At 55.1% G+C, this 25,315-nt stretch carries 21 protein-coding genes; 8 read left to right on the forward strand and 13 right to left on the reverse strand.

The genetic code is table 11. The features are described from left to right. Window positions 1–7: 7 nt before the first annotated feature. Window positions 8–4,669, reverse strand: a complete 4,662-nt coding sequence (gene mobF / locus CFAEC_RS14085; RefSeq protein WP_290280281.1) for a MobF family relaxase — start codon at window positions 4,667–4,669, stop codon at window positions 8–10. Window positions 4,670–4,925: 256 nt separating this feature from the next. Here mobF and CFAEC_RS14090 point away from each other — a divergent pair, with 256 nt between their 5' ends. Further along, entirely contained in the window at window positions 4,926–5,282 is a 357-nt protein-coding gene (locus CFAEC_RS14090) for a hypothetical protein (RefSeq protein WP_290280216.1), read from the forward strand. A gap of 11 nt (window positions 5,283–5,293) precedes the next feature. Beyond that, on the forward strand, window positions 5,294–5,848 hold the full coding sequence (locus CFAEC_RS14095; protein WP_290280218.1) for a hypothetical protein: 555 nt from the start codon (window positions 5,294–5,296) through the stop codon (window positions 5,846–5,848). A 65-nt stretch (window positions 5,849–5,913) separates the two neighbouring features. Here CFAEC_RS14095 and CFAEC_RS14100 read toward each other — a convergent pair whose 3' ends face one another. The 9 genes from CFAEC_RS14100 to CFAEC_RS14140 all read right to left on the reverse strand — a co-directional run bounded on the left by CFAEC_RS14100 (window position 5,914) and on the right by CFAEC_RS14140 (window position 10,050). Beyond that, window positions 5,914–6,186 carry a hypothetical protein gene (locus CFAEC_RS14100; RefSeq protein ID WP_290280219.1) on the reverse strand — a complete coding sequence of 91 codons (273 nt, stop codon included), beginning with the start codon at window positions 6,184–6,186 and terminating at the stop codon, window positions 5,914–5,916. Between the two features lie 32 nt (window positions 6,187–6,218). Further along, window positions 6,219–6,758 carry a DnaB-like helicase N-terminal domain-containing protein gene (locus CFAEC_RS14105; protein ID WP_290280222.1) on the reverse strand — a complete coding sequence of 180 codons (540 nt, stop codon included), beginning with the start codon at window positions 6,756–6,758 and terminating at the stop codon, window positions 6,219–6,221. A gap of 69 nt (window positions 6,759–6,827) precedes the next feature. After that, complete coding sequence (locus CFAEC_RS14110; protein ID WP_290280223.1) at window positions 6,828–7,001, reverse strand: hypothetical protein; 174 nt, start codon at window positions 6,999–7,001, stop codon at window positions 6,828–6,830. Between the two features lie 69 nt (window positions 7,002–7,070). Then, window positions 7,071–7,412 carry a hypothetical protein gene (locus CFAEC_RS14115; protein WP_290280225.1) on the reverse strand — a complete coding sequence of 114 codons (342 nt, stop codon included), beginning with the start codon at window positions 7,410–7,412 and terminating at the stop codon, window positions 7,071–7,073. Window positions 7,413–7,449: 37 nt separating this feature from the next. Further along, window positions 7,450–7,824, reverse strand: a complete 375-nt coding sequence (locus CFAEC_RS14120) for a DUF4313 domain-containing protein (protein WP_290280227.1) — start codon at window positions 7,822–7,824, stop codon at window positions 7,450–7,452. 424 nt (window positions 7,825–8,248) lie between these two features. Further along, window positions 8,249–9,040 (reverse strand): Fic/DOC family protein, encoded by a 792-nt coding sequence (locus CFAEC_RS14125; protein ID WP_290280229.1) that lies wholly within the window; start codon window positions 9,038–9,040, stop codon window positions 8,249–8,251. After that, entirely contained in the window at window positions 9,037–9,228 is a 192-nt protein-coding gene (locus CFAEC_RS14130) for an antitoxin VbhA family protein (RefSeq protein ID WP_290280231.1), read from the reverse strand. The genes CFAEC_RS14125 and CFAEC_RS14130 overlap by 4 nt, the downstream gene beginning before the upstream one ends. Next, window positions 9,197–9,805 carry a recombinase family protein gene (locus tag CFAEC_RS14135; protein WP_290280233.1) on the reverse strand — a complete coding sequence of 203 codons (609 nt, stop codon included), beginning with the start codon at window positions 9,803–9,805 and terminating at the stop codon, window positions 9,197–9,199. Before CFAEC_RS14135 ends, CFAEC_RS14130 begins: the two co-directional genes overlap by 32 nt. After that, complete coding sequence (locus CFAEC_RS14140) at window positions 9,802–10,050, reverse strand: antitoxin (RefSeq protein WP_290280235.1); 249 nt, start codon at window positions 10,048–10,050, stop codon at window positions 9,802–9,804. Before CFAEC_RS14140 ends, CFAEC_RS14135 begins: the two co-directional genes overlap by 4 nt. A gap of 283 nt (window positions 10,051–10,333) precedes the next feature. On the opposite strand from CFAEC_RS14140, the gene CFAEC_RS14145 reads away from it, so the two are divergent. The 3 genes from CFAEC_RS14145 (at window position 10,334) to CFAEC_RS14155 (ending at window position 14,381) form a co-directional block, all read left to right on the forward strand. Further along, window positions 10,334–10,579, forward strand: a complete 246-nt coding sequence (locus tag CFAEC_RS14145; RefSeq protein WP_290280237.1) for a helix-turn-helix domain-containing protein — start codon at window positions 10,334–10,336, stop codon at window positions 10,577–10,579. A 102-nt stretch (window positions 10,580–10,681) separates the two neighbouring features. Beyond that, complete coding sequence (locus tag CFAEC_RS14150) at window positions 10,682–11,392, forward strand: IS6 family transposase (RefSeq protein WP_154829649.1); 711 nt, start codon at window positions 10,682–10,684, stop codon at window positions 11,390–11,392. A gap of 142 nt (window positions 11,393–11,534) precedes the next feature. Further along, window positions 11,535–14,381, forward strand: a complete 2,847-nt coding sequence (locus CFAEC_RS14155) for a DNA methyltransferase (protein ID WP_290280243.1) — start codon at window positions 11,535–11,537, stop codon at window positions 14,379–14,381. A 96-nt stretch (window positions 14,382–14,477) separates the two neighbouring features. Here CFAEC_RS14155 and CFAEC_RS14160 read toward each other — a convergent pair whose 3' ends face one another. The 3 genes from CFAEC_RS14160 to CFAEC_RS14170 form a co-directional block, all read right to left on the reverse strand. Continuing rightward, the gene (locus CFAEC_RS14160) at window positions 14,478–19,871 is read right to left on the reverse strand and encodes a helicase-like domain-containing protein (RefSeq protein ID WP_290280244.1); all 5,394 of its coding nucleotides are present in this window, start codon (window positions 19,869–19,871) and stop codon (window positions 14,478–14,480) included. 32 nt (window positions 19,872–19,903) lie between these two features. Then, entirely contained in the window at window positions 19,904–20,476 is a 573-nt protein-coding gene (locus CFAEC_RS14165) for a hypothetical protein (RefSeq protein ID WP_290280246.1), read from the reverse strand. 500 nt (window positions 20,477–20,976) lie between these two features. Beyond that, the gene (locus tag CFAEC_RS14170; protein WP_290280248.1) at window positions 20,977–21,579 is read right to left on the reverse strand and encodes a ParA family protein; all 603 of its coding nucleotides are present in this window, start codon (window positions 21,577–21,579) and stop codon (window positions 20,977–20,979) included. Between the two features lie 252 nt (window positions 21,580–21,831). Between CFAEC_RS14170 and CFAEC_RS14175 the strand changes: the two genes are divergently transcribed. The 3 genes from CFAEC_RS14175 (at window position 21,832) to CFAEC_RS14185 (ending at window position 24,364) form a co-directional block, all read left to right on the forward strand. After that, the gene (locus CFAEC_RS14175; RefSeq protein ID WP_290280250.1) at window positions 21,832–21,993 is read left to right on the forward strand and encodes a ribbon-helix-helix protein, CopG family; all 162 of its coding nucleotides are present in this window, start codon (window positions 21,832–21,834) and stop codon (window positions 21,991–21,993) included. 157 nt (window positions 21,994–22,150) lie between these two features. After that, window positions 22,151–23,755, forward strand: coding sequence for a VldE C-terminal domain-containing protein (locus tag CFAEC_RS14180; RefSeq protein WP_290280251.1), 1,605 nt, complete (start codon window positions 22,151–22,153; stop codon window positions 23,753–23,755). Window positions 23,756–23,761: 6 nt separating this feature from the next. Continuing rightward, window positions 23,762–24,364 carry a hypothetical protein gene (locus CFAEC_RS14185; RefSeq protein WP_290280252.1) on the forward strand — a complete coding sequence of 201 codons (603 nt, stop codon included), beginning with the start codon at window positions 23,762–23,764 and terminating at the stop codon, window positions 24,362–24,364. Window positions 24,365–25,315 lie beyond the last annotated feature (951 nt).

Genomic DNA, 25,315 nt, shown 5'->3' on the forward strand with positions numbered 1-25,315 from the left:
TTTCTCCTTAACGCTCGCGGCCGTAATCGGCCTCGGTAGTGTGCTGGCGGGGTGCTGCATCCGGCCGGCTGAACTGCTTTCCATCTTGCCCGCTGCCGCCTGCTCGTGCCTGGGCAATGCGGCTATCAAGATCGGTGATCTTATTGCGGATTAGTGCCGCCTGCTCGCGGGACTGATGCTGCGTGGAATCGGCAGATAGCAACGTCGGCCACAGGCTCCGATCAGGCACCTGGGACAACAGATTGTCGTGGCGACCCTTGGCCCTATCCAGGGCGCTTTGCGACTCACGGATCTGCTTCTGGGCCTGGGCGTGGCGGTTGGTGATGTCTTGTTTCTTCTTGGCAGATACGAACAATCCCTTCGGCTCGGGCGGTAGCTCGGCCGCATACTTCTTCGCTGCCTGCACCTGGCGGGACAGCACTTCAATATCGTGCAGGATTGTCGGTTCTGCCGCCTGCACCTGGCGGATACGCGCGCGGGTGTCCGCGTCGGATTCCACCGGATCGGCAGTGGCACTAATGACTGTGGTGAGCTGCGATTCCAATTCGCGGCGCTCTGCGATAAGCATGTCAATCTCCCTTTCTTTATTACTACGGTCAGGTCGAGCAAGGTTTACAGCGCTGCGCTCTAGATCAGTCAGGGCAAGCTGGAGACGGGCAGCAATCGAGTCAGGGGCAGTCGAAAGATCCGGCGCATTAAGCAACATCTGGGTGATGTCGGTGGTTTCTGGGACAGATTTGTGCGCCTTTTCTGCCTGCTCTGCTCGCTGCTCGTAGCTGCCTACAGCGGTGGCCACGGTCAGTCCGGCATCAGCGGTACCCCACTTACTGCGCTCTGCTTCGGCTTCCTCAGCAGTAAGTGTGGAGCGTCGATCAAGCTCGTCACCGATGACAGACAACGCTGTTGTCAAGGTGGTGTGGTCAAAGCGTGCAGCCTGGAGTTGTTCATCAATGGACAGCGCTAACGTGCGTTCGGCGTGGATGGCCTGGGCAATATCTGTCCGGGCCTGGTGCGCCTGGAGCTGAATATCCCCCCACTGTTCGCGGCTGGGCAACTGCTTTTCCAGTGCTGCAATTTCTCGCTGAATCTGGAATTGACGTGAGCCATACGCAGTCGATGCCGTCTCATCCAGGTTCAGCACTGTGCTAATCAGCCTGTCCTGGTGGAGGGTGTGAGCATGAGAATTTTGCAGTCTCATATGCGGCTCGCCCTCGCGGAGACTGTCATGAATCGCCTCCAATTTTTCAATGATCGTGCTGCGGGCAGTAAGTCGCGCGCGCAAAATATCACGCTGCTCATTGAGCACTGGGGCTGACACATCGGCCACTCGATGCGGGGTCAGTCCCTCACCCATGGCCACCAATCTGTCGGCGTTCAGGCGACGCTGATCGACCAATGCGACACGATTGGTGCGCGCCCACTCCAGCAGTTCGGTGTCTACTCCTGGCCCCTGCGGTGGCAGGATACCCACGGGCATTGTGGCTTCCACGCGGGTCAATGCAGCGGTGAGATCATCGACAAAGGTCTCAGAATCTCGGCACGCACTGATCTCAACATCCACATCAATGCCTGCATTCAGTGCGTTACTAACGGCCTGGGCAATGGAGTTAATGTCATCATCATCTAGCTCAGATATGACTTCTGGCGCGTGGATGTTGAGAAGATGGGTACTCCATGAACGGATCATTGTCTCGCGGATATGGTTGTAGGATTCCAGCTCCACAGCGCGATCTTCCTCGGCAGAAGAGTCCGACAGCATGGACAACGCTGCCTTATTATCACTGCCGCGATTCATGACCTGCTCCCACACAGCGCGCGCATTGGCGGGGGTTTTCTTATCGTGTTCGGCTTCTGGATCGACAGTTTGCTCAGTCACAATCCACGCCTTGTTGCTCATTTTTCCGCGCGAGAGACCAACATAAGCAAGCTCCTTGGACTCGTGACCAGAGATGAGCATGTGGGCGGTATCAACGGTCATGCCCTGGGCGCGGTGGACAGTTGAGGCGTATCCCAGCTCGACATGGGCGCGTACATAGGCGGCTGGGAGGACAGCTCGGCCACCGTTTTCCTTATGGGAAACGTGCAGGTTTCCAGCGGCATCAGTGGCGTTAACCGTCCACAGATCACCATTGAAAATTCGTCGTCCGTCTTCTTTACCACCCACCAGATTGATGGTGGAGTCATTTTTACGAGTCACAATCTGGTCGCCTGCGTGCAGCGTGGCCCCGTCTCGGGCGACGATTTCAGCTGTCAGCGGGGCCAAGAAACCATCATTCAAGCGACGCTGTTGTGCGGCAGTATTAAGTAGTGCCACGTCCTTTCTGGTCGTGGCCATCATCAGGGAAGTCTTTCCATCGGCGGTTTCTACGGCCCATTCATTGAGGATTCCCTCACGCAACGCGGTGGAACTTCCCGTATTAATGCGGTCGTGTTTGTCGTAGAAGTCGTAAGAATCGTGCTCGCCCTCGCGGATTTTGAGTGACGCTTCGGCCTCACCCTCGGTCTTAAAACGCACGACTTCTTCCAGGCTTGGCGCGTTGGTTTCCTGGGCGAGAAGCTCCAACATGCCGCCAGATTCAACAGCTGACAGCTGAGATGGGTCACCAATCATGCGGACAACTGCACCCTGACGTTGCGCGATTTCGTTGAGTTGGTAGAGGTCTCGGGTTGACGCCATGCCGGCTTCATCGACAATAATCAGCGTTCCCCGGGTGATTCCGGTGTCCAATCCGTGCTTATCTCGGGTCAGGATCGACGCGATTGTCTGGCCAGCAATACCTAGATCATTGCCCAAAACATTCGCTGCTGCGGCAGATGGGCCAAGCCCAATGACATTGTTTCCCATGGCTTGCCAGGCATCGGAGACCACCTTCATGGAGGTGGTTTTTCCGGCTCCTGCGGGGCCAACAGCGACAGAAAGCTGCGCTCCAGATCCCAGTAACCAGTGCGCCATGGTGCGCTGTCCCTCGTTAAGTGGGAACCCATTTTCCTTTTCTACAGCGGAAATTACCGCGTCAATATGACGGCGAGTAGCGACAAACGGGGTCGCAATTCGGGTGGCATCAAGCAACTGCTGCTCGCGGAAAATGGTTTCCGGCGAGGTGAACTTATCACTCATGGACTGGTGGAAAAGTGATTTTCCCTTGGTGGTAGTCAGCCCAGAGACGTTCTCAAACTGCTGTCCTGTGAGCCTAATGGATCGTCCATCACGGACTTCCTGCATGACTGATTCGATCATTGCGCGCTGCTCGTCGGTGGTATTAAAGCGCATAACAGCCAGTGTTTCCGTAGCTGCGGAATAGATATTGGTGGCGTTCCACTGCGAACGTCGGCGCTCTAAAAGCTCCAAAGTACGATCTGCTGCGGTGTTCACATCGAGCACTTCCGTGTGCTCTTTTTCCTCATTAACCAGCCCAGTAACCAGTGCGGATACGTCAGAAGTACCCAGAACTTTCTCGGCTCGCTGCGCCCAAAGTGCCCGCATTTCCGTGAGCGACTGCTGATCTTGTTTCACTCCGCGCGTCTCTAGAGTCGCCTGCTGAGCCAACTTAATCTGCGTTTGCCAGCTCGGTTCGCGCTTATTCCTGGCACGAAAATCATCGACAAGTTCTTCTAAACGGCGCTCAATATCGTCTCGACGGGAGAACTCTTTGAGCAAAGAGTCGGGAACTCCAGCCACTTCGTAGACCGGGGATTTATTCTCACCGTGTGAAACAGCACGGAAAGATAGGCCCTTATTCCGTAGCTTATTAGTCAAAGTTTGGTTGTAAAGATTCGATGCAGCAACGTTCATCTGGAACATTGCCCGTCCATCTAGCGACCGCCATTTACCATCGTCAGGGCAGTAAATCTTATTGGCTACAGCGCAGTGAGTGTGAAGATTAGGATCACCAGCTCGGTTATCAAAGTGGTCAAAACGCGCAATTGTTAAGCCCTCGCCCTCCACTCGGATCACTCCGCCTGCGCCTTTACGGGAGAAAGACACGTTACTTTCCACCCATTCAAGGGTCTCAGAGACCGCCTCCCGGTGGGCATTTTCGATGTCTTTTTGTAGATCTTCGCTGCCAATTCCCCACAACGTTGTCACCGATTTCTGGGGAGTAAACACCAGATCGAAACCAGCTACAGCGTCGCCTTGTGCATCTCTAGTGGCCTTAACCCAGCCCATAATCTTCTTAGCATCGACGTTTTTCTCCTCTGGGAAACGCTGCTTAAAGTGCTGGGATGCGATTTCTAGAGTGATCTCCTTGTACTTTCTATCGGAAATTGTGCCACCGTTTTTGGCTCGTGAAACGCGCACTGCCTCGTCAATCTGGTCAAGCATTGGGTCGGCTTCTTTGATGTTGTCGGCGAACAAACGGCCAATCTGGGACTTCTTTAACGCCTTTCGAGCGGTCGCTCCATCCTTAATGGATGCGGCGATAATCTCGTCTGCATTCGGGTGCCTACCCTCTCCAAAAAGCGCCAGCATCTGCGCTTCGGTGACAGTTCCGTTGATTTCTAAGCGCTTGATTCCTGCCCCAGTCCACTCTCCTGGAGGCGTACCTTTCTCCGATGCGTAGTAGTTGGAAAGGGACTGTCCGGGCAGTCGTGGGCGGTCTCCGGTGGCTACAGAATCAGTCAGATAGGTGTAACCGGTGCCCGCAAAGAGCGTATGAAGTGTCATCATAACGGCCGCACCTCCCAACTTTCCGCACCATTTTTGCACGCTAAAATGTCTCTACCTGGCATTCTACACTTTAGTGCATGAGGTGTGTGGTTCTTTTTGGCGGTGCCCCGGCACCGCCAACGTTGTGACGTTTTTCCTGCGGTTCAGCAGGAAAAACTTCACAACGGTTCGACGTTGAGTATGATGAGCGGTAAATACCACTCAACAGGGAGACGTCATGGTTAGAGCCACTCGGGAAGATCGCAAGATGGCCAGGATGAGTAGCGCTGAGTACATGGAAGAAGTGCAGCGCTACTTGAAGATCCGGGAGGATCAAATTGTTTTGCTTCTGTCAGGGACGCGCGTTATTCGGGAAGGGCAGGTTGCTGTCGGCAACGCCATCCTCGAACTGCGAAAGATCGGCCTGAAAGCAAAAGATATTCAAGAGGTCTGTCACCTGACTGCTAAGGAACAAGCCGAATGCGTGCGCCTGGCGCAGCAAGAAACTCCAGCTGAAGAATCTGATGACGATCAGATGGAAGAGAATCAAAAAGAGCTTGATTCTGAGGTAGCTGAAACAGACACAGAAGAAAAAGCCCCCGTCGCTGCTAAGGCATCCGACGAACTAAAATAGGGTGGCTATGGATGAGCGACTGGACAGACGTTCCGCTTTTTCATATCGACGTGCCCTGTTCCGGTGAGGGCGAAGCCCTCCCGGAACAACGGCGGGTGGAAAGTTCCACGTCGCTTTCGATAACCGATAAAGAACGCGCGCGATTTAGAAAAAATATCGTGAAGTCGCCCTCATGCTGGTTTTGGATAGGCGCGATCAGTACACCCGATGGATACGGGCGTTTTACGTGGCAACGCGGTGGGAAACAGCGCACTGTGTTAGCTCACCGGTTCGCGCTCGAACTGGAAGGGTTTTCCACCGTAGGTGTTATTGCGGAACATTTCTGCAATGAACCTTTATGCGTGCGTGTCGATGAGCATCATGTCTTTGCCTCCACACAGTCTGACAACATTCGCTACGCGGTTACTCTCGGTCGGCACCGGGGCAACCGGCGCACCATTGCCCACGGGTTGTTGCCCGCTGAACGCTCCATGAGGATTCGACAAGCCTTACAACATGGGTGGGATGAGGAACGGTTTTATTCGGCTATCTCCCCCGGCCCACTGGATCAACCCACCCTGTTCTAAAGCTCGTCCAGGAACCAATGATTCAGCCCCGAACACTGGAAGTGTTCGGGGCTGAATCTGTCAGGTTATTTCAGGTTGGCGATCTCCTTGGCGAACTCGAACGCAACCGGGGCGGTGTTCTCGGTGAACGTCACCTTCTCCCACTCCCCGTCTAATACGGCTCGGGCTGATTCGTAGTGCTCCAGGGGGAAGTGGCTTTCCCACCACTTGATTGTTTCCTCTGCCCACTGGATGACACCGGGGAGAAGAATTGCTTTGTCTATCTCGCTGTCAGCGACTCCGGTTTTGTCTAGCTCGTCGCACAGTCGGTTAAGCATTGCGTCGTGGTTGGCGTTCATTGTTCTTTTCCTTTGGTTGTAGGTGGTGCGGGCTACGGGTGTGTTTTCAGGGCTTGTCGACGGTTCCATGCTCGGCGCTGTGCCTTGCCATGTTCGACCATGATTGAAAACAGTTGATCCTCGGGGGCGGTTTCGGCGGCATGTGCCAGTTTTCCGGCCATCTGCTGGAACTGTCGGCGGTAGCTGGTGCCCAGTACTTGATCTGCATAGGCGGTGAGGCGCTCTGGTGCTGCACCGAGTGTGGCAATGGATAGCAGCATGGATCGGGCGGTGCTCAGGGGAACAGGGGAGGTATCACCGAGCGCATGAAATGCGCTTTGGAGACTGGCGGCATCTACGGGGTGGCCGGCGTCGCGTCGCGTGGCGATGAGTGAAAAGATTTCGCCGTAGCTGACGTTGTAAAAGTCATTTGGGGTTAGCACCTCGCACACGCGGGTGGCTGCGTCGTAATCGTCAGGTGCCCACATGAGCGCACCAAGGAGCATGGCCTCGGGATCTAGGAAGAGATCAAGCGGGGTTTCCCACTGGTCGGTGGCTGCGTTGTCCTGGAGCTGATCGTCAATCTCACTCATGGGGGTTGTCCTTCGTGCGTGGTGTGGTGGGTGGCGCGTGATTATCGGAGTGCGCGCCCCTCCGGGGTGTTAGACGCGAGAAAACTTTTTGTCCATGTAGGCGGAAACAACCTTGTCGTAGGTCTGCTCGTTTTGGCAGATGGCCCCTGATGCGTAGCACACGGTGAGTTCGCCCTTAATGCGGAAGAGGTGAAAGGGCGATTCGTCTACGGTGATGGTGTCGAGGAAGTGGTGGATTTTCATGGCGGTTGTCCTTTCTTGGGTATGCAGGTGGTGCGCGTGATTATCGGAGTGCGCGCCCCTCCGTGATCTTTAGGAGTAGAGCTGCCTACCGTGGCAAGCTACCTGGGCGATCTGGTCAAGGATGATTGCGTCGTAATCCACGTCCTGCCAGAAGCCTGCAAGAATTTGTGCGGCGTTGTTGCGGAAGAACTTCGAGTTGTCGGCGGTGATGGTCGCTGCCCACTTCCGTGCAGCGTCCTGGTATGCCTCGCGGGTGATGGGGTGATGGGTGTCGTGGTGCTCGTCATAGATCACGATGCCCTCGCCCTGGCGGGCGGTCTCTGCCCAGTAGTAGATTGACCGGGCGGTGTCATCGAGCATGTCGGAAATCATCTGGTCGTTGGCTTCGGTGGTGGTGGTTGGTGCGGTCATGGCTTTCTCCTTGGTGTCGCTGGTGCGGATGTCGGGGTTAGAACTGGTCGGTGGCGGTGGTGGTGGCCCACTTCGCGCCGTCTGCGGTGAGGTTGTAGACCTTGGCGGTGGCCATGCCTACCTGAACCTCAGCCACGGGTGCTGGGTCGATCAGGCCAGAATCAACCACCATGCTCAGCGTGTCCTTGGTGACGTTGGGATCAATGATGATCTGCGTGTCCTCCAGGGCGATCCGGGGCACGTTGACGGTCAGCACTGAAAACAGGCTTTCTTCGCCGTCCTCGTCCTCGCGGAACATCGGCAGGGCGATCCGGCCGTTGTCGGTGTATCGCTGCGCGTGGGCTTCCAGGGTGACGGGCTTTCCAAAGAATGTTCCCTCGATGATCCAGGTGGTTGGTTCTTGCGTAGTCATGGCGTGGCCTTTCTCGTCCTCGATGGTTACGGGTTGTAACCTGCTCTCCCCCTGCGTTTTTTGCCGAAGAGGCAGCTTGCTGCCATAGGCCCGATGAGTGGAGTGCAAGCCCCGGAACCGACTGGCGGAGAAAAGTTTTTCCGCGAAATAAGCGAGCTTGCGAGCGCGTGGAAAAAGTTTTGGACAGAAGGCGGCGACCGTAGGGAGCGGGGCTTGCGCGCAACGAACGGGCCGTATAATGCCTGAAAGGCTCTTCGGCAATAAACGCTTTGGCCCGCGAAGCGGGTAAAGCTTTAATTCTTGCCGGAGCGTAGCGACGGCTCCATCTTCCCTCCGACGTAGGAGGAGGGTATCTCTTCATTCTTTTTCTTTTCCCAGACACCGCCACCCACAAAGCTGGTGGCCCTGTGGGTGGTTGGGGAGATTAAAATTCGTAGCTGTGCCAGTGATTAATCATGGAGGTCTGCGGCCCCGGTGGAGCCTTACTGTTGTCTGCGCCTTTCTGGGCGGCGTAGTCCAGATTGATTGGACCCATCATGTTCAGCAAAGCGTCAATCCCATCCAGGGTTTCGTCTTGCCACGTCGCCTGCTCAGCGATTTCTGAATACAGTGCAGTCCACGGAGCCAGTGCTAATCCTGACTCGTGCATCATGGATGCGGAGCTGGCGAAAATCAGTGCGTCGTTGCTTCCCTCCCATGTAATGGTTACATCATGGCTACGGGCAAGCTCTTCCATGAATGACCGGGTGGCTCGGCCGTTGCCCTCACGGAACGGGTGGACGTAGTTGAGCTTGGCGTGGATTTCAGCCAGTGCGTCTTTCTTCTCCGACAGCAGTAGGTCATCCCACTCGATGGAGTCAATGCGTTCCTGGATCGCGTCGAGCTGATCCGGGATATTTTGCCAGGGCGTGAATGCAACCTCCGAGTCGGGGATCTGGGGATGGTTTTTCATCATGTCCACGTCCCTGTACTGCCCTGCCCACTCGTAGCAGTCCTGGAACAGGTGCTCATGGATCGCGCGAAGCTCGTCGGCCACCGTGTCATGACCAAAACCAAATTCGGGCAGATCAACCGCGCGTATGGCCACCAGATCTGTTTCTTCTTGTTTCCATGTCTGCGGGTCGGTGACACCTCGGAGGTTACGCAGCACACCCGTGTGCGGATCAAGGTACTCTTCCCACCGCTGGAGGTGGGTCATTTCGTGCGGTTGGGTCATGGCTTTTCGTGATGGGTCGTGATGTCCTGGATTGCCTGGTCGGTGGTTACTTTTCCCACCATGGTGTCGATCATGAGTTTTTTAGCTCTCGCGGAGATGGGGGTTCCCTCGATCTCGGCGGATGCTTCGATATTGCGGAGACGATCACGCTGTTCTTTAGTCAGCTGGTCGTAGTTTTTCTGAGACATCGGTTTTGTCCTTTGCTCGTAGTTTTGCAGCGAATCGGCTGATGGTGGATGGATGGACGCTCATTAGCTCTGCGATTTCTCGCTGGGTGTACTCCCCTGAGTGCAGCCACTCGGTAATCAGTTTTTGCTGGCGCTCCGTGAACTGGGATGGACGGCCTTTGAGCCGGCCTTTGTCTCGGGCTATCGCCATGCCCTCCTTGGTGCGTTGACTAATCAGGTCAGCTTCAAATTCCGCAAAGATCGCGGTCATGGAGAAAAACATCTTGCCCATGGGATTACTGTTGTCGTAGATGGTCTGGCCTAGCTGGAGAGCGATACCGCGCTGGTCTAGAGCTTCTGCGATTTCGGATGCGTCTGAGACCGAACGGGCGAGACGGTCGAGTTTGGTCACCACCAATGTGTCCCCCTCCCGGACGGCTGCAAGTGCTTCCTGGAGTCCTGGGCGGGCGCGGTTGCGGCCGGTATAACCGTGATCGACATAGATACGGTCAGGGGAGACACCCAGCTGTACTAGCTGTTCTCTTTGCGCTCGAAGATCCTGTTTGGTGGTCGAGCACCTGGCATACCCGATTTTCATAGGCCGAGATGCTTTTTTGCCCACTGCTCGGCAGAAAGAGTTTCCTGGGCAACCTTTCCTAGCGCGGTGGCCACTGCCTCCTGCTCGGTGCCGTCAAGGGCGTCAAATTCCGCCGTGAGCACGCGCACAATCTTTGCTAGTGCTGCCTCTCCACCGGACAGTGTTCCATCATCGTCGGCTGTAAAGATCCACTTGGGCAGTCCGCTTTCCCGCAACATGTTCCCCGTGGGGGTGTCTAAAGGCATTTTTTCTCCACTCGTGCAAATAGGGGGGGTATATGCAATATATTACCGCAACACCTCTACGCAATCTAGGGTTCTGGGGGCTTAATGCAAGAAAGTGGAGTTTTTTGCGGTTGCGGTTGACGAACGCTATATGCACGGTGATTTGAGTTAAAACAACCTATCAATGAATAAACATATGCGACTATGCAGTCATATAGGCAGATATATGACTGGCAAGACCGCTGCCGTGATAGGGATTGGGTTTAGGGAAATTAGCGGGGGTTAACTCGTCTAGAATCACAGGGTGACTCGCGATAAAGAAATTCTTATACAGGTTGGTGATCGCATTCGAGCAGCCCGTAAAAAGGCAGAGATTTCCCAAGAGCAACTCGGACATTTGTCTGGATTGCATCGAACATATATTGGCTGTGTAGAGCGCGGAGAACGCAATATCAGCACCCTCAATCTGCTGTCCATTACGAGCGTTCTGGGAATTGATGCAGGAGAAATAATTACCGGGCTTAAACGCCCACCACGCCTCAAACCTTAAAACCTGCCCACTGCCGCCTAAACATTCCTTTGGGTAGTCACATCGTTCGGTGCTGTTGCAAAGTTGGGGCAGTAGGAAGAGCGACGTGAAATAATCACAGCCATGGGTATCTTCTCCGGTCGTCATTTCCCCCGTGACATCATTCTGTGGGCAGTGCGGTGGTACTGCCGCTACGGGGTGAGCTACCGCGATCTGGAGGAAATGATGACCGAGCGGGGCGTGCCGGTCGATCACACCACGATCTACCGCTGGGTCCAGAAATACGCCCCTGAGCTGGACAAGCAAACACGGTGGTACCGGCAGGTACCTGACTGGCAGGCCAGTTCCTGGCGGGTGGATGAGACCTATATCCGGGTCGGCGGCAGGTGGTGCTACCTCTATCGGGCGATCACCGCCGGTGGCCAGACCCTGGACTTTTACCTCTCTCCGAAGCGGAACGTGGCCGCAGCGAAGCGTTTCCTGGCCAAGGCCCTCAGATCCAATGCGTCAGCCGGGTATCCCAGAGTGATCAACACCGATAAAGCACCCTCCCTAGCCAGGGCAATCGCCGAGTTGAAGTCAGAGGGAATCTGCCCGCCAACAGTGGAACACCGGCAGGTGAAATACCTCAACAACATCCTGGAAGGCGACCATGGTCGGCTGAAGCGGATCCTCGGGCCGAAAGGCGCGTTTAAGAACCGGACATCTGCATATCGGACGTTGAAAGGGATGGAGGCGATGCACTCATTGCGGAAAGGGCAAGGCACGATGTTTGCCTACGGGCAACCGAACCCGGACGCGGTGATCGTCAACCGGGTCTTCGAGACGGCCTGAGAACGCCCACACGCAGCGGCCATCAGGGAATGAGAAACTGAGTCTTCGCTGCTCTCCGCCCAACTTTGCAACAGCACCCATCGTTCTGTGTTGGTCTTATCCCTTATGCGAAAAACTTCTTCTTGGTGGATAAACTCGATGAATGACCTCCACTCTGCCTGCCACGATTGATCGGGCGACCGTTCACCGCAATCTTGATGAGTTCAAGGCCTTTTGGCTTAACCGCATTACTGACTGGCGGGAGCGTGGGGAAACAGCGACGGAGAAAAAATATGCCCAGCAGTTCTGGTCAGAACTGTTCTCCTGTTTCGGGATCAATGCCTCGCGCATGGATCTGTTTGAACAAGATGCCCACCGCAGCTCTACTGGAGGAAGCGGCTATATCGACTTATTTTGGCCAGGTGTGGTCATTGGTGAGGCGAAATCCCTCGGGGTCGATCTTGACCTGGCGCATGCCCAGGCCCGTGATTACCTCACTGGTGGCAGCGTCAACGACTTCGAGTTACCGCGTTATATCCTGTGCTCGAATTTCGAGACCTTACGCCTGAGCAAGCTCGGTGACCCTGACACCCGCTTTGACCTCACCTTTTCCCTGGATGAGATCACCGATTACCTCGACCAGTTACGTTTCCTTGCCGGCTATGAGGCGGTGACTAAGAAGGAAGAGGAAGAAGCTTCCATTCAGGCTTCTAAGCTCATGGCGAAGTTGTTTACCGCCATGGCTGGTGATGAGGTGGATGAAGCCGTTGGTGATGAGGCACCGACTGATCCAACCGAAGAGGATCAGCGCACCCAGCAGACTTCGATGTATCTGACCCGGTTGTTGTTTTTGCTGTTCGGAGACGATGCCGGGTTGTGGGAGCAGGATCTGTTCTATCGCTTCGTTCTGGAGCACACCACCGCGGAAAACCTGGGGCCACAGCTGAACTCCTTGTTTGAGGTGCTCAACACCCCGGAGAATCGACGCCAGCGGGTGCCGGAGCACCTGGCGAAATTCCCCTACGTTAATGGTTCGATCTTTGCCGATACGATGCGCACGGAATACTTCGACCCTGCCATGCGTGATGCGTTGTTGGATGCGTGTCGTTTCCACTGGTCACATATCTCCCCTGCGGTGTTTGGGTCGATGTTCCAGCTGGTGAAGTCCAAGGAAGCTCGGCGTAATGATGGTGAGCACTACACCAGTGAGAAAAACATCCTGAAAACCATTGAGCCGCTGTTTCTCGATGAACTGCGTGCCGAGGCCACCAGGTTAATCTCAACGGAGACGCAATCAGTGAAGAAACAATTGGAAAATCTTCGGGCGTTTCGAGATTCTTTGGCGGATATGGTGTTCGTTGATCCTGCCTGTGGAGCGGGAAACTTCCTGGTCGTGGCGTACCGGGAGTTACGCAAGATCGAAACCGATGTGATTGTGGCGATTCGCAAGCGCGAGGGTCAAACCGGCATGGCGTTGGATGTGACGTGGGAGCAGAAACTCTCGATTGGGCAGTTCTACGGCTTTGAATTGAACTGGTGGCCTGCCAAGATCGCGGAAACCGCGATGTTTCTGGTGGATCATCAGGCCAACCGTGAGCTGGCGGATGCGATTGGTGCAGCCCCTGAGCGCCTGCCGATTACTATCACCGCGCACATCATCCACGGTAACGCCCTGCACCTGGACTGGAATGCGGTACTGCCCCAGGTGCCCATGACGTATGTCTTTGGCAACCCACCGTTTATTGGCGCTCGGCTTATGGGAATCGCGCAAAAGGAAGAGTTGAATAAGGCATGGGAGGGTTTGAAAGGTACTAATCAGCTTGATTACGTCACTGGCTGGCATGCCAAAGCACTGACCTTATTGGGGCAGCGGCGGGGGATGTTTGCTTTTGTCACCACGAACTCCATCGTCCAGGGGGATCAAACCCCACGGTTATTCGGGCCAATTTTTGCTGCTGGCTGGCGTATCCGCTTCGCTCATCGCACATTCTCCTGGGATTCCGAAGCCCCTGGTAAAGCGGCTGTTCACTGCGTGATCGTCGGTTTTGACCGTCGTCATGAGTCACGGGCGCAACTATGGGACTATCCCAATATTAAGGATGAGCCTGTGTCGGTGGCCGTGGAAAGGGGAATCAATGCCTACCTCGTCGATGGCCCGAACGTCTTGGTTGAAAGTCGTAGAACGCCGCTATCGTCCATGCTGGAACCTGCGGTGTTTGGGAATATGCCCAATGACGGAGGGCATTTAGCGCCGAAGGCTGGGGTACCCCGGCCAGAGCATGATCCTATAGCTATGAAGTACGTTCGGCGCTTTGTAGGAGCGCAAGAACTTATCCGAGGGATCGACAGGTGGTGTTTTTGGATGGCTGATGGAAATTTCATTCCGGGGGATGTTGCAGATTCTCCCGAACTAAAAATTCGTATCGAAAATGTTCGCACCCTGCGCTTATCAAGTAAACGTGAAGCCACTCAAAAGCTCGCGCATACCCCGTATCTATTTGCAGAAGTTCGACAACCCAAGGTCGATTATGTGGCCATCCCTCGTCATGTAAGTGAAACCCGACGTTATTGGACTGCTGCTCACTTGAGCCCCGATGTAATTTGTGGCGATTCAAACTGTTTAGCTGAGGACCCAGATGGATTACAGTTCGCTTTGATCTCTTCGTCGATGTTTATTACCTGGCAGCGCACCGTAGGGGGACGGATTAAATCCGATCTGAGGTTTGCTAACACGTTAACGTGGAACACTTTCCCTGTTCCAGAACTTGACGAGAAGATCCGCCAGCGTGTTATCAACGCAGGGAAAAAGGTCTTAGCCGCGCGTGAACTTTATCCTGAGCGTTCCCTCGCTGAGCACTACAGCCCCCTAGCTATGTCTCCAGAATTAGTGCGTGCCCATGACGCATTGGATAGGGAAGTAGACAAGGCTATGGGGGCACCCCGCAAGCTCACCAATGAGCGTCAACGCCAGGAAGTGCTCTTTGCGAATTATTCTCGAATGACGTTATAGAGATAAACCCTCGGGCGGAAAGCTCCCTGGTCAACAGGCAAGTGGGCGGGTATGCAGTCATATGACTGCATACCCGCCCACTTGCCTATCTACGTTTTAGTCCAGGGTATGTCCCCTATCCGGGGATTGCCCTGGCGTAGGCGGTGGAGGTTTTTGCGCCCCACCCTGCCCCTGGCCGGCATTGAGCTGGGTCTCCAGGTCGTACTTAAAGATCACCGGTGTCTGCGCTACCCACTCCTCGCCAGCGCGAAGATTTTTCTTCTCAATCGGCCGTGACTTCGGATGATGGAACCGGTCAGTCTCGCGCATGTATTTAGTCGGGTTCAGCTCCAGGGTGTATCCCGGTGACCGACCTTTCGACTGCATTCGCTGGGCATATTCAGCTCGACGCTGCTTCTCGGCCGCAGAGTTATCAAACTTGGAAAGTTCATCACGGATCTGCGCGGCTTCCTTGCGCTTTTCATCCAATTCCTGCTGCTGCGGGAACTCAGGTGTAGAGACTTTGCCCTCCAGCCGATCAATCACCTCGGTGTGCTCACTAATGCGCTGCTCCAGCTCAGCAATTCTCAGCGGCACCGCCTTGGTCGCGTTTTCCATGGAGGTCAACACACCGCGTTGCTTTGGAACGATCTCGTCTACATCAATGCCACCGTGAATCATGCGAGGATCTGCAAGGTACGCAGGAACTGGATTTGCCAGCGCACCAACGGAACTGGTGATGAGTACTCCCCCATCCGTCACTGACCAACGGGCGTTGAATTTGATACCTCCGATTTCACCAATGGGCGTTGACGTCATATCCCGATCCTCCACCACCTCACGCAGGCGGTTGAATAGGGCGTTAACGGCTTCCCCACGGTCTGAAAACGTGCGGTTGTCAATCGTCCAGCGTCGATCCTCCTTGGCCTGGTCATTCCACGCCTGGGCAGCGGGTTGAAGCTTCTGAATCCTGCTCAGTGTTGATTTATCAATGGGTAGATCACGCTGGGCTTTACGCAGTGTTACGACATTTGAGGTGGCCACGGCGTGATACTCGGCGGCAGCTGTTTCCAGCTTGGCGACTTCGCGCTCCACTTCGACCTGGCGAATGAAGTTCGGATTACCTGTGGCAATGGCCTTATTGTGTGCCAGTGCGTCCGATCCGTCATTTTCCAGCGGCTCCATCTGGCGGATGGAACGATCTGCTTTGAGGAATTGGTTAATGAACTTGTCCTTGCGGGCAACCACACCCCATGAGTAAGCGTCGTAGGTGCCCTTGGCAACGTAGTTATAGATCGACACCTCGGGGTTTTGGTTGCCCTGGCGGATAATTCGGCCCTCCTGTTGCTGGAGGTCGGCAGGTCGCCAGGGCACATCAACATGGTGTAGCGCAATTGCTCGGGCCTGGATGTTGGCACCGGTGGCCAGGCGGGGGGTGTTGGCTATCAGCACATCGACCTTTCCGTTGTTGCAGTCATCAAATAGCTGTAGGCGGCGATCTTCCCAGTCGTGGATGTACCGGATGCGGTCAGTGTCCATGCCACCTGCCACCAGATCATCTCGGATCGCGTCGTAGAGACTGAATCGTCCCTGCTTATTGGGCACACCCATATCGCAGAAGATGATCTGTAGGGCACCCTTATTAGGAGATTCTTCTCCAGTAAGGGTCAGATAGGTGTTGTCCTTGTTTTCCTCCCACTCGCGTAACACCGTCTCGGCCAGGGCGTGCACACGCCCGATACCTGGGGTGTTATCCAGACCAGCCAGCCGGGGATCAATAGTGGCGGCTTTGCCGTCGTTCACGAGTTTCAGTGGATTATCAATGCGGGGATCTTCGGGGAGATTGGCTTCTCGCCAGGGCAGATCAGCAATTAGGTCTTTGACCTCTTGGCTGACATCAAACTCCACGATGATGTTTTCTCCCGTGCGTACTGTCGGCAGCTTCGCCGGGATTTGATCGCGGTCAACGGTGTCCATAAAGGGTGTGGACATCTGGGCCAGCTCAGCGACATTGGCATAGGAGGAAATGCGTTTGCGCTCTCGCATGACACCACCGGCCGTGAAATCAATGTCAGATTCTTGGCTGGTGAAGTTCGCGCCCCAGGCGTTGATCCCTTCGACTCCGGCCTCTTTGAGGATGTCAGGGCGTAGGTAGTGCTGGAGTACCCACAGCTCAGCGAGGTTATTAGCAATCGGTGTACCAGTGGCAAAGGTGACTGTGGGGTAATCCTCACGACCATGGCGTTCACGCAGCCACCCGATTTTCATATCCATATCGGTAGCTCGGTCTGATCCAGCACAGGCAAGATCGGCCATGCTCGAGGGGCGGGCAAGGTTTTTATAGGCGTGGGCCTCATCGACAATGAGGTAGTCGCAACCGGTCTGGTCAAAGGTGATGCCATCGTTTTTGTTGATCTTGGTCAGCGTCTTTTCCATCTTGGTTTCCAGACGGGCAATCGCTGTCTCAATCTCTCGTACCGCATTTTTATGGTCAGCCTCGGAGGATTTGAGCTTTTCTAGATCCTGACGGTGACGGTTGAGCTGGTCATTCATGTACTCGGTATAGGCTTCCGGGGACATGCTGGCGGCTTTAAAAGCGTTGTCAGACACCACCACCAGATCCCAGTCGTTTTGTGCTGATTGGGCCAGTACCATCTGCCGTGCATCTTTTTTCTTCGGTGCTGATTCTGATTCGCTGCCCACCAGGATGTTGGCCCCGGGATACCACTGCTTTGCTTCTCGACCGATCTGATCGACCAGGTGAGACGGCACCACCAGCCACGGCTGGTTAGCAATACCCAGGCGCTTTAGCTCCATGGCACCCATAATCATAGATCCGGTTTTACCTGCACCCACGACGTGATTAAGCAGCACAGACGGTTCATTGACCATGCGCTCTACCGCGTCAAGCTGATACGGGTACGGGTTAAAGTTCTCCCCCAGCCCCGGCATGGTGCGCTGGGCACCGTCATATTCAGGTGCCACCACATTGTTGAAGCGCTCGTTGTAGGCGGTGACCAGCTGGTCATAGCGCTCGGGATCTTCGGTAACCCAGGTGGCAAACCGGCTCTGGATGGCTTCTGATTTTTGGCCGGCTGCGCGTGTAGCTGCGGGGTGCAGTCGTTGGCGTTCAGGATCAAACCCGAGGGCTTCCTTGGCCTCGGCGGACATATTGAGCACCGGAGCCTTCATATTCATAGTGTCATTAAGTGCCTGGCTTGCTGGGTAGACCAGTGAGGAATATCCCCGGTGTGCGACACCATGGTGGGAGAATTTCTCCATCTTCGCATGGGTGAAGTTGAACGGGCCCTGGGCATTGGCAGCCAGCAGCCCCCAGGCCATGTCCGCGTCCATTTTCCCAGGCCAGTAGTTCGGTACCTCCACTGACCACTTATCGGCGGCATATATCACGCTGATGTCCTCGCGGTGAGAGTCAGGGATATTTAGCAGGTCACCAATGAAATCACGGTAATGGTGTTCTGGAATCCACGTTGCACCCAATGACATGGTGATGCCGTGCTCGATACGCGGTGGTAGTGCCTCCGTAAGTGCTTGAACGTTGGGCACCAGGCGCTCGTCCTGGGCGGCGGCTTCCTCGGCGTGTTTGAGCTTGGTACGCACCATGCCTGACAGGTAGCGCTGACCGGGAATCCAGGTATCTGGCTCATCGGGGTCACGAAACGCGATTTTATCGGCCACGAGCTCTTTAGCCACTCGGTCAAGATCATCAGTGCCCATCAGCTCGGCAAAGGTCTCGACCGTCAAAGGTCGGCCGCTGTTTTTCGCCACGGTCACCGCGTCGGTGAGGTTATCGACGCTGACTACCTCGATTTCCTGGCGCAGCGGATTAGTCGTAAACAGCGGCGATTTCCTGGCGGTCTGGGTTTCCTCGTTAAAGTTTTCCAGGGCATAGACCGCGTTCATATAGGGGTCATTAGCCAGGGCACCGCTGAGATGTTCACGCCACGGGGTGAGATCTTGCTCTACGCGGGCAGCTTGCTCGCGTAATTCCTCGGGCACCCCCTCTGGCAGCTCGCCCTCATAGGCACGATCTCCGACCGCGTTATCTTGGCGCCACTCCTGCTCGAGCTTTTTGTACTGCTTTTCCACCTGATCGGCGGTTTTCGCGCGCGGCTTTTTGTACTCAAAGCGGTTAATGAAGCCGTATGTCTCGGTGTAGGCATCATATTGGCTGGTCAGTGCTTCTTGCAGGGCCGCGATCTGGGCTGTGTCCTCGTCTTTACACGCGGTGAGAAGTGCCTGGGTGGTGTTACGGATGTCGATAAGATCCGTCCACTCCTGGGCAAGTTCTTTACGTTTGGGTTTGACCGGCATCCATGCCGGGCCGTTCTCGGTGGGTTTGAGCTGCTCGAAAGTAATGGTGTTGGCGGTATCGGTGTAGCGAATGGTGCCCAAGACGGTGTGCATCGAGTTTTGGGCATCGGTGATAAGTCCTGAGACATCCAGCTCAGCGATAGCCTCCACGGGGCGTTCCTGCGGGCCGTAGCCATACCCAGTGGCAGCAGCAGTAGCCAGATCACGGTCTAATACGTCGCGGATCTGTTCTCCGAGAGTCGTGGTGGCGGCATCAAGACGAACATCCAGATCAGGGCCATATGCTGTGGAGACCTTGCGGTAGTCACCAAGAATGTTGTCAGGGTTATCGGCAAAAAAGGCGTTGATTTTCTTGGTGTGCCCCTCCACGGTTAATTCGTGGTGGCCACGAAATAACTCGGTGGTGGCGCTAGGCTCCCGACCGGGTTCGCGGACACGGAACAGCAAAATGTCGGTGCCGACCTCGGTGTTGGCGTGGGTGGCGAATGCACCGTGTCGACCACCGGGTAACCGGACACCGGTAATGAAATCGGCCTGGTCGGTGAGCACCCGCTGGACTTTTCCGCCCTGGCTGGCGGAATCAGCGGTGTGCTGGGAGGTAATCATGGCCACGTAACCACCGGGGGCGGTCAGGGCGATGGATTTGGCGAAGAAGTAGTTATGCAGTGAGAGATCGTCGCGGTTATAGGCGGGATCAACAGGGGTGATATTGGCAAAGGGGACATTGCCAATTGCCAGATTAAAGGCACCATCAGGTGCCTGGGTGTCCTGGAACCGCTCATTGCGGATCTGGTGCTGTGGGTGCAGCGCATTAGCAATAAGTGCTGAGGTTGCGTCCTGCTCGACACCGACCACATGGGTGTTGTCCGGGGCGCTGGCGAAAAACCCGCCGATACCGCACCCTGGCTCCAGGACTCTGCCGCCGTCAAAACCAGCTGTTTCCAATGCCGACCACATCGCGTCGACAATTTCTGGTGGGGTGAAATACGAGGTCAGAACAGTTCTGCGGGCAGAATTGTATTCCTCCTCGGTGAGATAGGATCGCAACTCTTCTCGGGGACGGGCAAAACGATCATCGTTGTCGTTGAAAACAGCTGATAATCCACCCCAGCCACGGTATTGACTAAGCACATACTGCTCATCAGGCGTTGCAGGTCGCTGATCTTCTCGCAGCATTAGGGATACGGCGAGGGCATCGAGGTTTGCCTCTACTTGGTAGGCTTCCCAGCTTTGGCTTCCTGGTCGCGGATTGCTTGGTCGATTTTCTTCTCGAATGGGGCTTTCAGCTTGCTGTCCCAATCCGCTGGATACGGCCGGTTGAGGTGCTTCATCCGCTCGATCAGTGCCGCCGCGTACATATACCACGTCGGGTTCTTGTCCGGCCACAGGTCGTGCAGGATCTCCCACGTCGCTGAGCTGATCTCCACGTCCTCGGGGGTCTCCTGCCACATCCCGGGAGTTTGAATCGTTCGCAGATGCGGGGAGTCCTCCACCTCGTTGAGCTGGTTCTGGATCACCTGCTCGGTCAGCTCGGCCAGATACTCCTGCCGGATCTGCTGCTCCGCGCTCTGATGTGCTGCGTCCACGATCTGCCCCCAGGTCAATCCGTCCGGCTGGCGATTGTGGTGTGTGATCCACTGCGTCCGCAGCTCGTGCATCACGGTCTGCTTTCGATCGCTGAATGCGTCCTGGATCTGCTGCTCGTACTGCTGGATCTGCTCCGGGGTTGTCTGGGGATTGACCGCCATTAGGGCCGTCTTGATCTCGTCGTAACCGATCATTATCGCTTTCCTCCGGTGGGGTGGTTAGAAAATCAAATAGGGAAGGTTGGTGAGGATTAAGGACCTTTTTCGCCACTGGCTCGCTCCGTTGTGCCTGGGGATTGTATAGATAGCCCTATCCTAAAGTGCTTATGAGAGTAATTACTTATAGAAACGAAACAGGCCACCAAAAAAGCAAATAAGTGCTTTTGGTGGCCTATTAAGTTACTAGCGTCCTTGCGCGTGATCCCATGCTCGGATGAGTAGCTCAGTCATTGTCCTGCCGGTCTCAAATGACTGCCGCCTTAGCTCCTGGTGCATAGCGAAAGGAATGTTGATTGTCATCCGGTGCTGCGGTTGTTTGACCACAGGCTCGATAGGCTGGGGGATGTTCGTAGGCTGGTGATCGTTTCCCAACGCCTCTGATGACAGGGTTTCTTTGGCGCTACTCGGAGGATTATCCTGCACCCGCATAGCGTTGCGGGTTAGGTCGCTGTGCGTGAAACCCTTGGCCTTATCAGTCATTTCATAACCTCCAAAATTTGATCGAGTACATGCTCATACCCCAACATCTGCCGTGCGTCATTGGCAGGCCACTGCCCTCGCATCTGGCGGAAGAAATCACGGTGGGGAATGTACTGGGGGAATACAGCCACCTCATAGCTTTCGAGCGCTTCGCGCACTTCTCGGTACAACACAGTCTGGGCGTTGACGGCAGTGAGAAGAACCGCTGCCGGCTTGCCATCGGGAATCGCTGCGCGTGTTTTCCACACACGCTCCATATCAATAGTGGAGGGCAGCGTCGGAATCACCACGAAATCAGCCACTTCGATAGCGCTGTCCACGGTTGAATAGTTACCTGGGGGCGTGTCAATAAAGACAAGGCCGTCCCGTTGCGCTGCGCGCTGCATGGTGCCCTGGTTGGCTATGACCAGTTCGCAGTTGTCAAGGCGCGTTTCTGGGTTTTCCTGAGCATCGTGAAACCACGAGCTTGCAGTGCCCTGCGGATCAGAATCAATGATTGTGACCTTATGGCCTGCATAGTGGGCGGCAGCGGCGAGAAACATCGTGGAGCATGTCTTGCCTACGCCACCTTTCGTATTGACAAAACTGACAACTGCCATGGTTGATCCCTTTCGATAGATCCTGATCTGAGTTACTGCCCCTCAACCTAATTCACGCCTGTCCGAATGTCAACCTATCTTTATGGCAAGCAACCTACTTGCTCGCCTGCCCACTCGTCTATCCATACTATGCAGGTATGCAGTCATATGACTGTATGACTCGTGAATGAGAAGTTTTGCGGGGCCGCATGGGGGAATAAACGCTGTTAGATAAGCTAAAAGCACTGACAGCACCCGACGTGAGGATATTTCATGACCGAGGACACCACCCCCAAGAAGCCGTTTAAAACCTCGATTTCCGTAGATGAGGATCTCTGGCGAGAGTTTAGATCCAAGGCGATAGCTAACCGCGACACCGTAAAAAGCATCCTCGAAGCTGCCATCAGGGACTACCTCAAAGAAGATCGCTCTTAAGTCCTCCACCCTCACCGTGTTGTAGAAAATCAGTGTCTTAACACCTCACCCCAGCGGGGGAGGTGAAATCAGCATGGATGTGGAAAAGTGGTATTGGAGTAAAGCGGTAAAACGGTATTGGAGTAAAGCGGTATTTACTGATGTCTGGAGACGGTGAGTGAAAAACAAAGGTGCCATTGCAGTAGTGGCGATTGTGGCCCTGGTACTCGGCCTAGTGATGTTTGTGGCGCTAATGTTCACCGACGAGGACATGGTGTGTGAACCGCTCGACGGTACCGGAACAGGCGTGCCTGCCGGATCGTATGCCATGCCGGAATCGGTGCCCCCCGCGTCTTTGACCTCTGGTTTCGGCCCCCGGTGGGGGTCAATGCACGAGGGCGCAGATATAGCAGGTGGAGCAGGAACCCCGATCTACGCCTTTGCCAATGGTGTGGTGGTCAATGCCGGGCCTGCCGCTGGTTTTGGAAATTGGATCGTTATTGACCATATGAGTGCTGAGGGGGAGAAATTCTCCACCGTCTACGGGCACATGTTCGCAGAAGATCTCATGGTCTCTGTGGGCCAGACTGTGCGTGCAGGACAGCAGATTGCCCGTGAGGGCTACGCAGGCAGTGTTCAACCCCCTGGGCCTGGCGGCTCACACCTGCACTTTGAAGTCCACCCTGGTGGCTACCGTAATCCCGCCGATCCCACCCCGTGGCTCGATCAAGCCGTCAACGTGGGGGCCGCAGGCGATACCACCGTGACTGTCCCGGACGGAAACACCGACTTTGGCGCTGGTGACGAACTGCCTCCACTGCCGCCTAGCGTGGGGTCTGAGGACAATTATCAGATTGACTCCATCCGGCTATCTCGCGCGATTCACCAGCAATTCCCAGAGATTAAAACCATCGGTGGGTGGCGACCAGTCGATGCCTTCCCCGATCACCCCAGTGGCCGTGCTGTCGATGTCATGATCCCCAATTGGGAAACCAGCGCAGGCCAGGAATTAGGCACACGGGTAAAAGACTGGATCTGGGCCAACCGGGAGGCGTTCAATGTTGAGTACATGATCTGGCAGCAGACCTATATCCCCAGCTCGGGCACGGCAAATGTCATGGAAGATCGTGGCAGCCCCACCCAAAACCACTACGATCACGTGCACATCACCACCGTGGGCGGGGGATACCCAGACGGCAGCACACCCATTACTGCCCCTACTGGCCTGAGTTCAGGTGGCGGCAGCTACTCGGTCAACCCGGATTGTAACGGCGTGGGCGGAGTCGGCACTGACGCAGAACTACTGGAGGGTGTCATCCCAGAAGAATTCTCCCGGTGGTTTGCTCGCGGTGGCCAGGTCTGTGAGGGCGTGGACGCGCCACTGCTGGCCGCACAGATGGGCCAGGAGAGCAACTTCACGGCCAATCAGGTATCCGGTGCTGGTGCCATGGGCTTTTCCCAGTTCATGCCGGGGACGTGGGCAAAATACGGCTATAAGGTAGATGAAAACGGTAATAAGGTCGGCGCTGCGGGATCAGGTGATCCCAACAACATCGGTGATGCGGTGATGGCACAGGCAGATTACATGTGTGAGCTGCAAACGCTTCTGGCTCCTGCACTAGCATCAGGCCAGATTCAGGGTGACCTGACCTCCCTGACACTGGCTGCATACAACGCCGGGCCTGGTGCGGTACTCGATCATGGCGGCATCCCTCCCTATGCCGAGACACAAGCTTATGTCCCCAAGATTCTCGAAGCTCGGGAATCCTACGCAAAGAGGTAAATAAAAATGTCTATGAAGCAAGTGTGGATCGTGTTAAGCGGCCTGGTCGCTGTGTCGGCCGTCCTGGTGATCTGGTCGATGACGCGCGATAGTGGCCCAGTGGATTCACACTCCACTGCACAATCGACGTCACTGACTACTCCCACCCCTGTGCAGCCTGCCCATGACGCCACTGACCACATCACCGAAGATCCTTACGCACCCAATGAGCGCATTGAGCACACGGCAGAACGGGTGATTGCGGAAATGTATTCCTTTTCCCCTGCCGAGGATTCCTCGCCTCGGGACGCTATGGTGCGTGGACAGCGCTATATGACTGGTGACCTGCTCGATGCCTCGGAACGTGATGTGGAAGAACAGCGACTGTCCGCGTCCTGGACTGGGTGGGCAGAATCCGGTGATTACGTCACCACAGCCACCACAGCCACCACCACTGAGATGATGAGTCCCACTGAGGGCACTGTGGAGGTCACCGGACGGCAAACAGTCATGGGGCGCTCCTCGATGATCCCGCTGGCCCCGTTTACCGCCCAAGTCCATCTCGTCCTGGTCGATGACGTGTGGTTAGCCGATGGGTTTGAGATCATCGACGGTGCCCCCACCGTGTAACGGTCATAAAAACAGCCCCAGTTCTAAAAGAACTGGGGCTGTTGTGTTTCTACAGCTTCCATTTTCGGATGTTCGCGGATTGTGGGGCTTGTTGTACTTCTGGGTTGTCTTTGAAACCGAGCGTGCCTACTATTTAGTGACCCCCGCTTATGGGAGATCCGCCATCTGAGTTACTGCTTCTCACTTCGGTGAGGTTGGCCGTGAGATTGTCAGAATCTTTCGTCAAGATCCTTTTCATAGGCGGGGTTCTTAGCTCTCTACTGAATGTGGAGGGCTTATTTTTATCTCCTGCTCCCGGCCGGCGTTATGGAGATAGCAGTGGCTTAGTTATTTCAGGGACAAGGTGGCGTAGCCGCCGCGTCAGTCATTTTTAAGCTTTGATGTGGTTGCGGTAAGGAGAATGACCCACTCTCATATTGAACTAGCGGATACTTACATAGTGGAGTCTTTTAAACACTAAATATGCAGGTCAAAGAGATTTTTAGTAAATTTAATGTGGTTAAATATACGCACTTTTGTGTGTGAATATACGCACTTTTGTGTGTGAATATACGCATCTGTGTGGTCAAATATACGCACTCCGCTTTCCCGTGTGGTCAAATATACGCACTGTCACCTGGGGAAATGTTTTCATCTTCGTTTTCTGATTTTCCCGTGTGGTCAAATATACGCACTGCTTTTAGCGGCCTTATATCGTCTTTTGACCTGGGGAAATGCTCATAGCTAACACCGATTGGAGGGTATCTGTGTGGTCAAATATACGCACTCCATTTTCCCGTGTGGACAAAGATACGCACTGCTTTTAGCGGCCTTATATCGTCTTTTGACCTGGGTAAATGCTCATAGCTAACACCGGCTGGAGGGTATCTGTGTGGTCAAATATACGCACTCCATTTTGTATCAAAAAAAGGGTAGTCCGCACATTTTTAGCGGACTACCCTTAATTTTCAG

The sequence above is a fragment of the Corynebacterium faecale genome, assembly GCF_030408735.1.
Lineage (GTDB): Bacteria > Actinomycetota > Actinomycetes > Mycobacteriales > Mycobacteriaceae > Corynebacterium > Corynebacterium faecale.

Coding starts and splice junctions, on each gene's coding strand:
- mobF (WP_290280281.1), bottom strand. CDS start 4,669: ATGATGACACTTCATACGCTCTTTGCGGGCACCGGTTACACCTATCTG.
- CFAEC_RS14090 (WP_290280216.1), top strand. CDS start 4,926: ATGAGTAGCGCTGAGTACATGGAAGAAGTGCAGCGCTACTTGAAGATC.
- CFAEC_RS14095 (WP_290280218.1), top strand. CDS start 5,294: ATGAGCGACTGGACAGACGTTCCGCTTTTTCATATCGACGTGCCCTGT.
- CFAEC_RS14100 (WP_290280219.1), bottom strand. CDS start 6,186: ATGAACGCCAACCACGACGCAATGCTTAACCGACTGTGCGACGAGCTA.
- CFAEC_RS14105 (WP_290280222.1), bottom strand. CDS start 6,758: ATGAGTGAGATTGACGATCAGCTCCAGGACAACGCAGCCACCGACCAG.
- CFAEC_RS14110 (WP_290280223.1), bottom strand. CDS start 7,001: ATGAAAATCCACCACTTCCTCGACACCATCACCGTAGACGAATCGCCC.
- CFAEC_RS14115 (WP_290280225.1), bottom strand. CDS start 7,412: ATGACCGCACCAACCACCACCACCGAAGCCAACGACCAGATGATTTCC.
- CFAEC_RS14120 (WP_290280227.1), bottom strand. CDS start 7,824: ATGACTACGCAAGAACCAACCACCTGGATCATCGAGGGAACATTCTTT.
- CFAEC_RS14125 (WP_290280229.1), bottom strand. CDS start 9,040: ATGACCCAACCGCACGAAATGACCCACCTCCAGCGGTGGGAAGAGTAC.
- CFAEC_RS14130 (WP_290280231.1), bottom strand. CDS start 9,228: ATGTCTCAGAAAAACTACGACCAGCTGACTAAAGAACAGCGTGATCGT.
- CFAEC_RS14135 (WP_290280233.1), bottom strand. CDS start 9,805: ATGAAAATCGGGTATGCCAGGTGCTCGACCACCAAACAGGATCTTCGA.
- CFAEC_RS14140 (WP_290280235.1), bottom strand. CDS start 10,050: ATGCCTTTAGACACCCCCACGGGGAACATGTTGCGGGAAAGCGGACTG.
- CFAEC_RS14150 (WP_154829649.1), top strand. CDS start 10,682: ATGGGTATCTTCTCCGGTCGTCATTTCCCCCGTGACATCATTCTGTGG.
- CFAEC_RS14155 (WP_290280243.1), top strand. CDS start 11,535: ATGACCTCCACTCTGCCTGCCACGATTGATCGGGCGACCGTTCACCGC.
- CFAEC_RS14160 (WP_290280244.1), bottom strand. CDS start 19,871: ATGCTGCGAGAAGATCAGCGACCTGCAACGCCTGATGAGCAGTATGTG.
- CFAEC_RS14165 (WP_290280246.1), bottom strand. CDS start 20,476: ATGATCGGTTACGACGAGATCAAGACGGCCCTAATGGCGGTCAATCCC.
- CFAEC_RS14170 (WP_290280248.1), bottom strand. CDS start 21,579: ATGGCAGTTGTCAGTTTTGTCAATACGAAAGGTGGCGTAGGCAAGACA.
- CFAEC_RS14175 (WP_290280250.1), top strand. CDS start 21,832: ATGACCGAGGACACCACCCCCAAGAAGCCGTTTAAAACCTCGATTTCC.
- CFAEC_RS14185 (WP_290280252.1), top strand. CDS start 23,762: ATGTCTATGAAGCAAGTGTGGATCGTGTTAAGCGGCCTGGTCGCTGTG.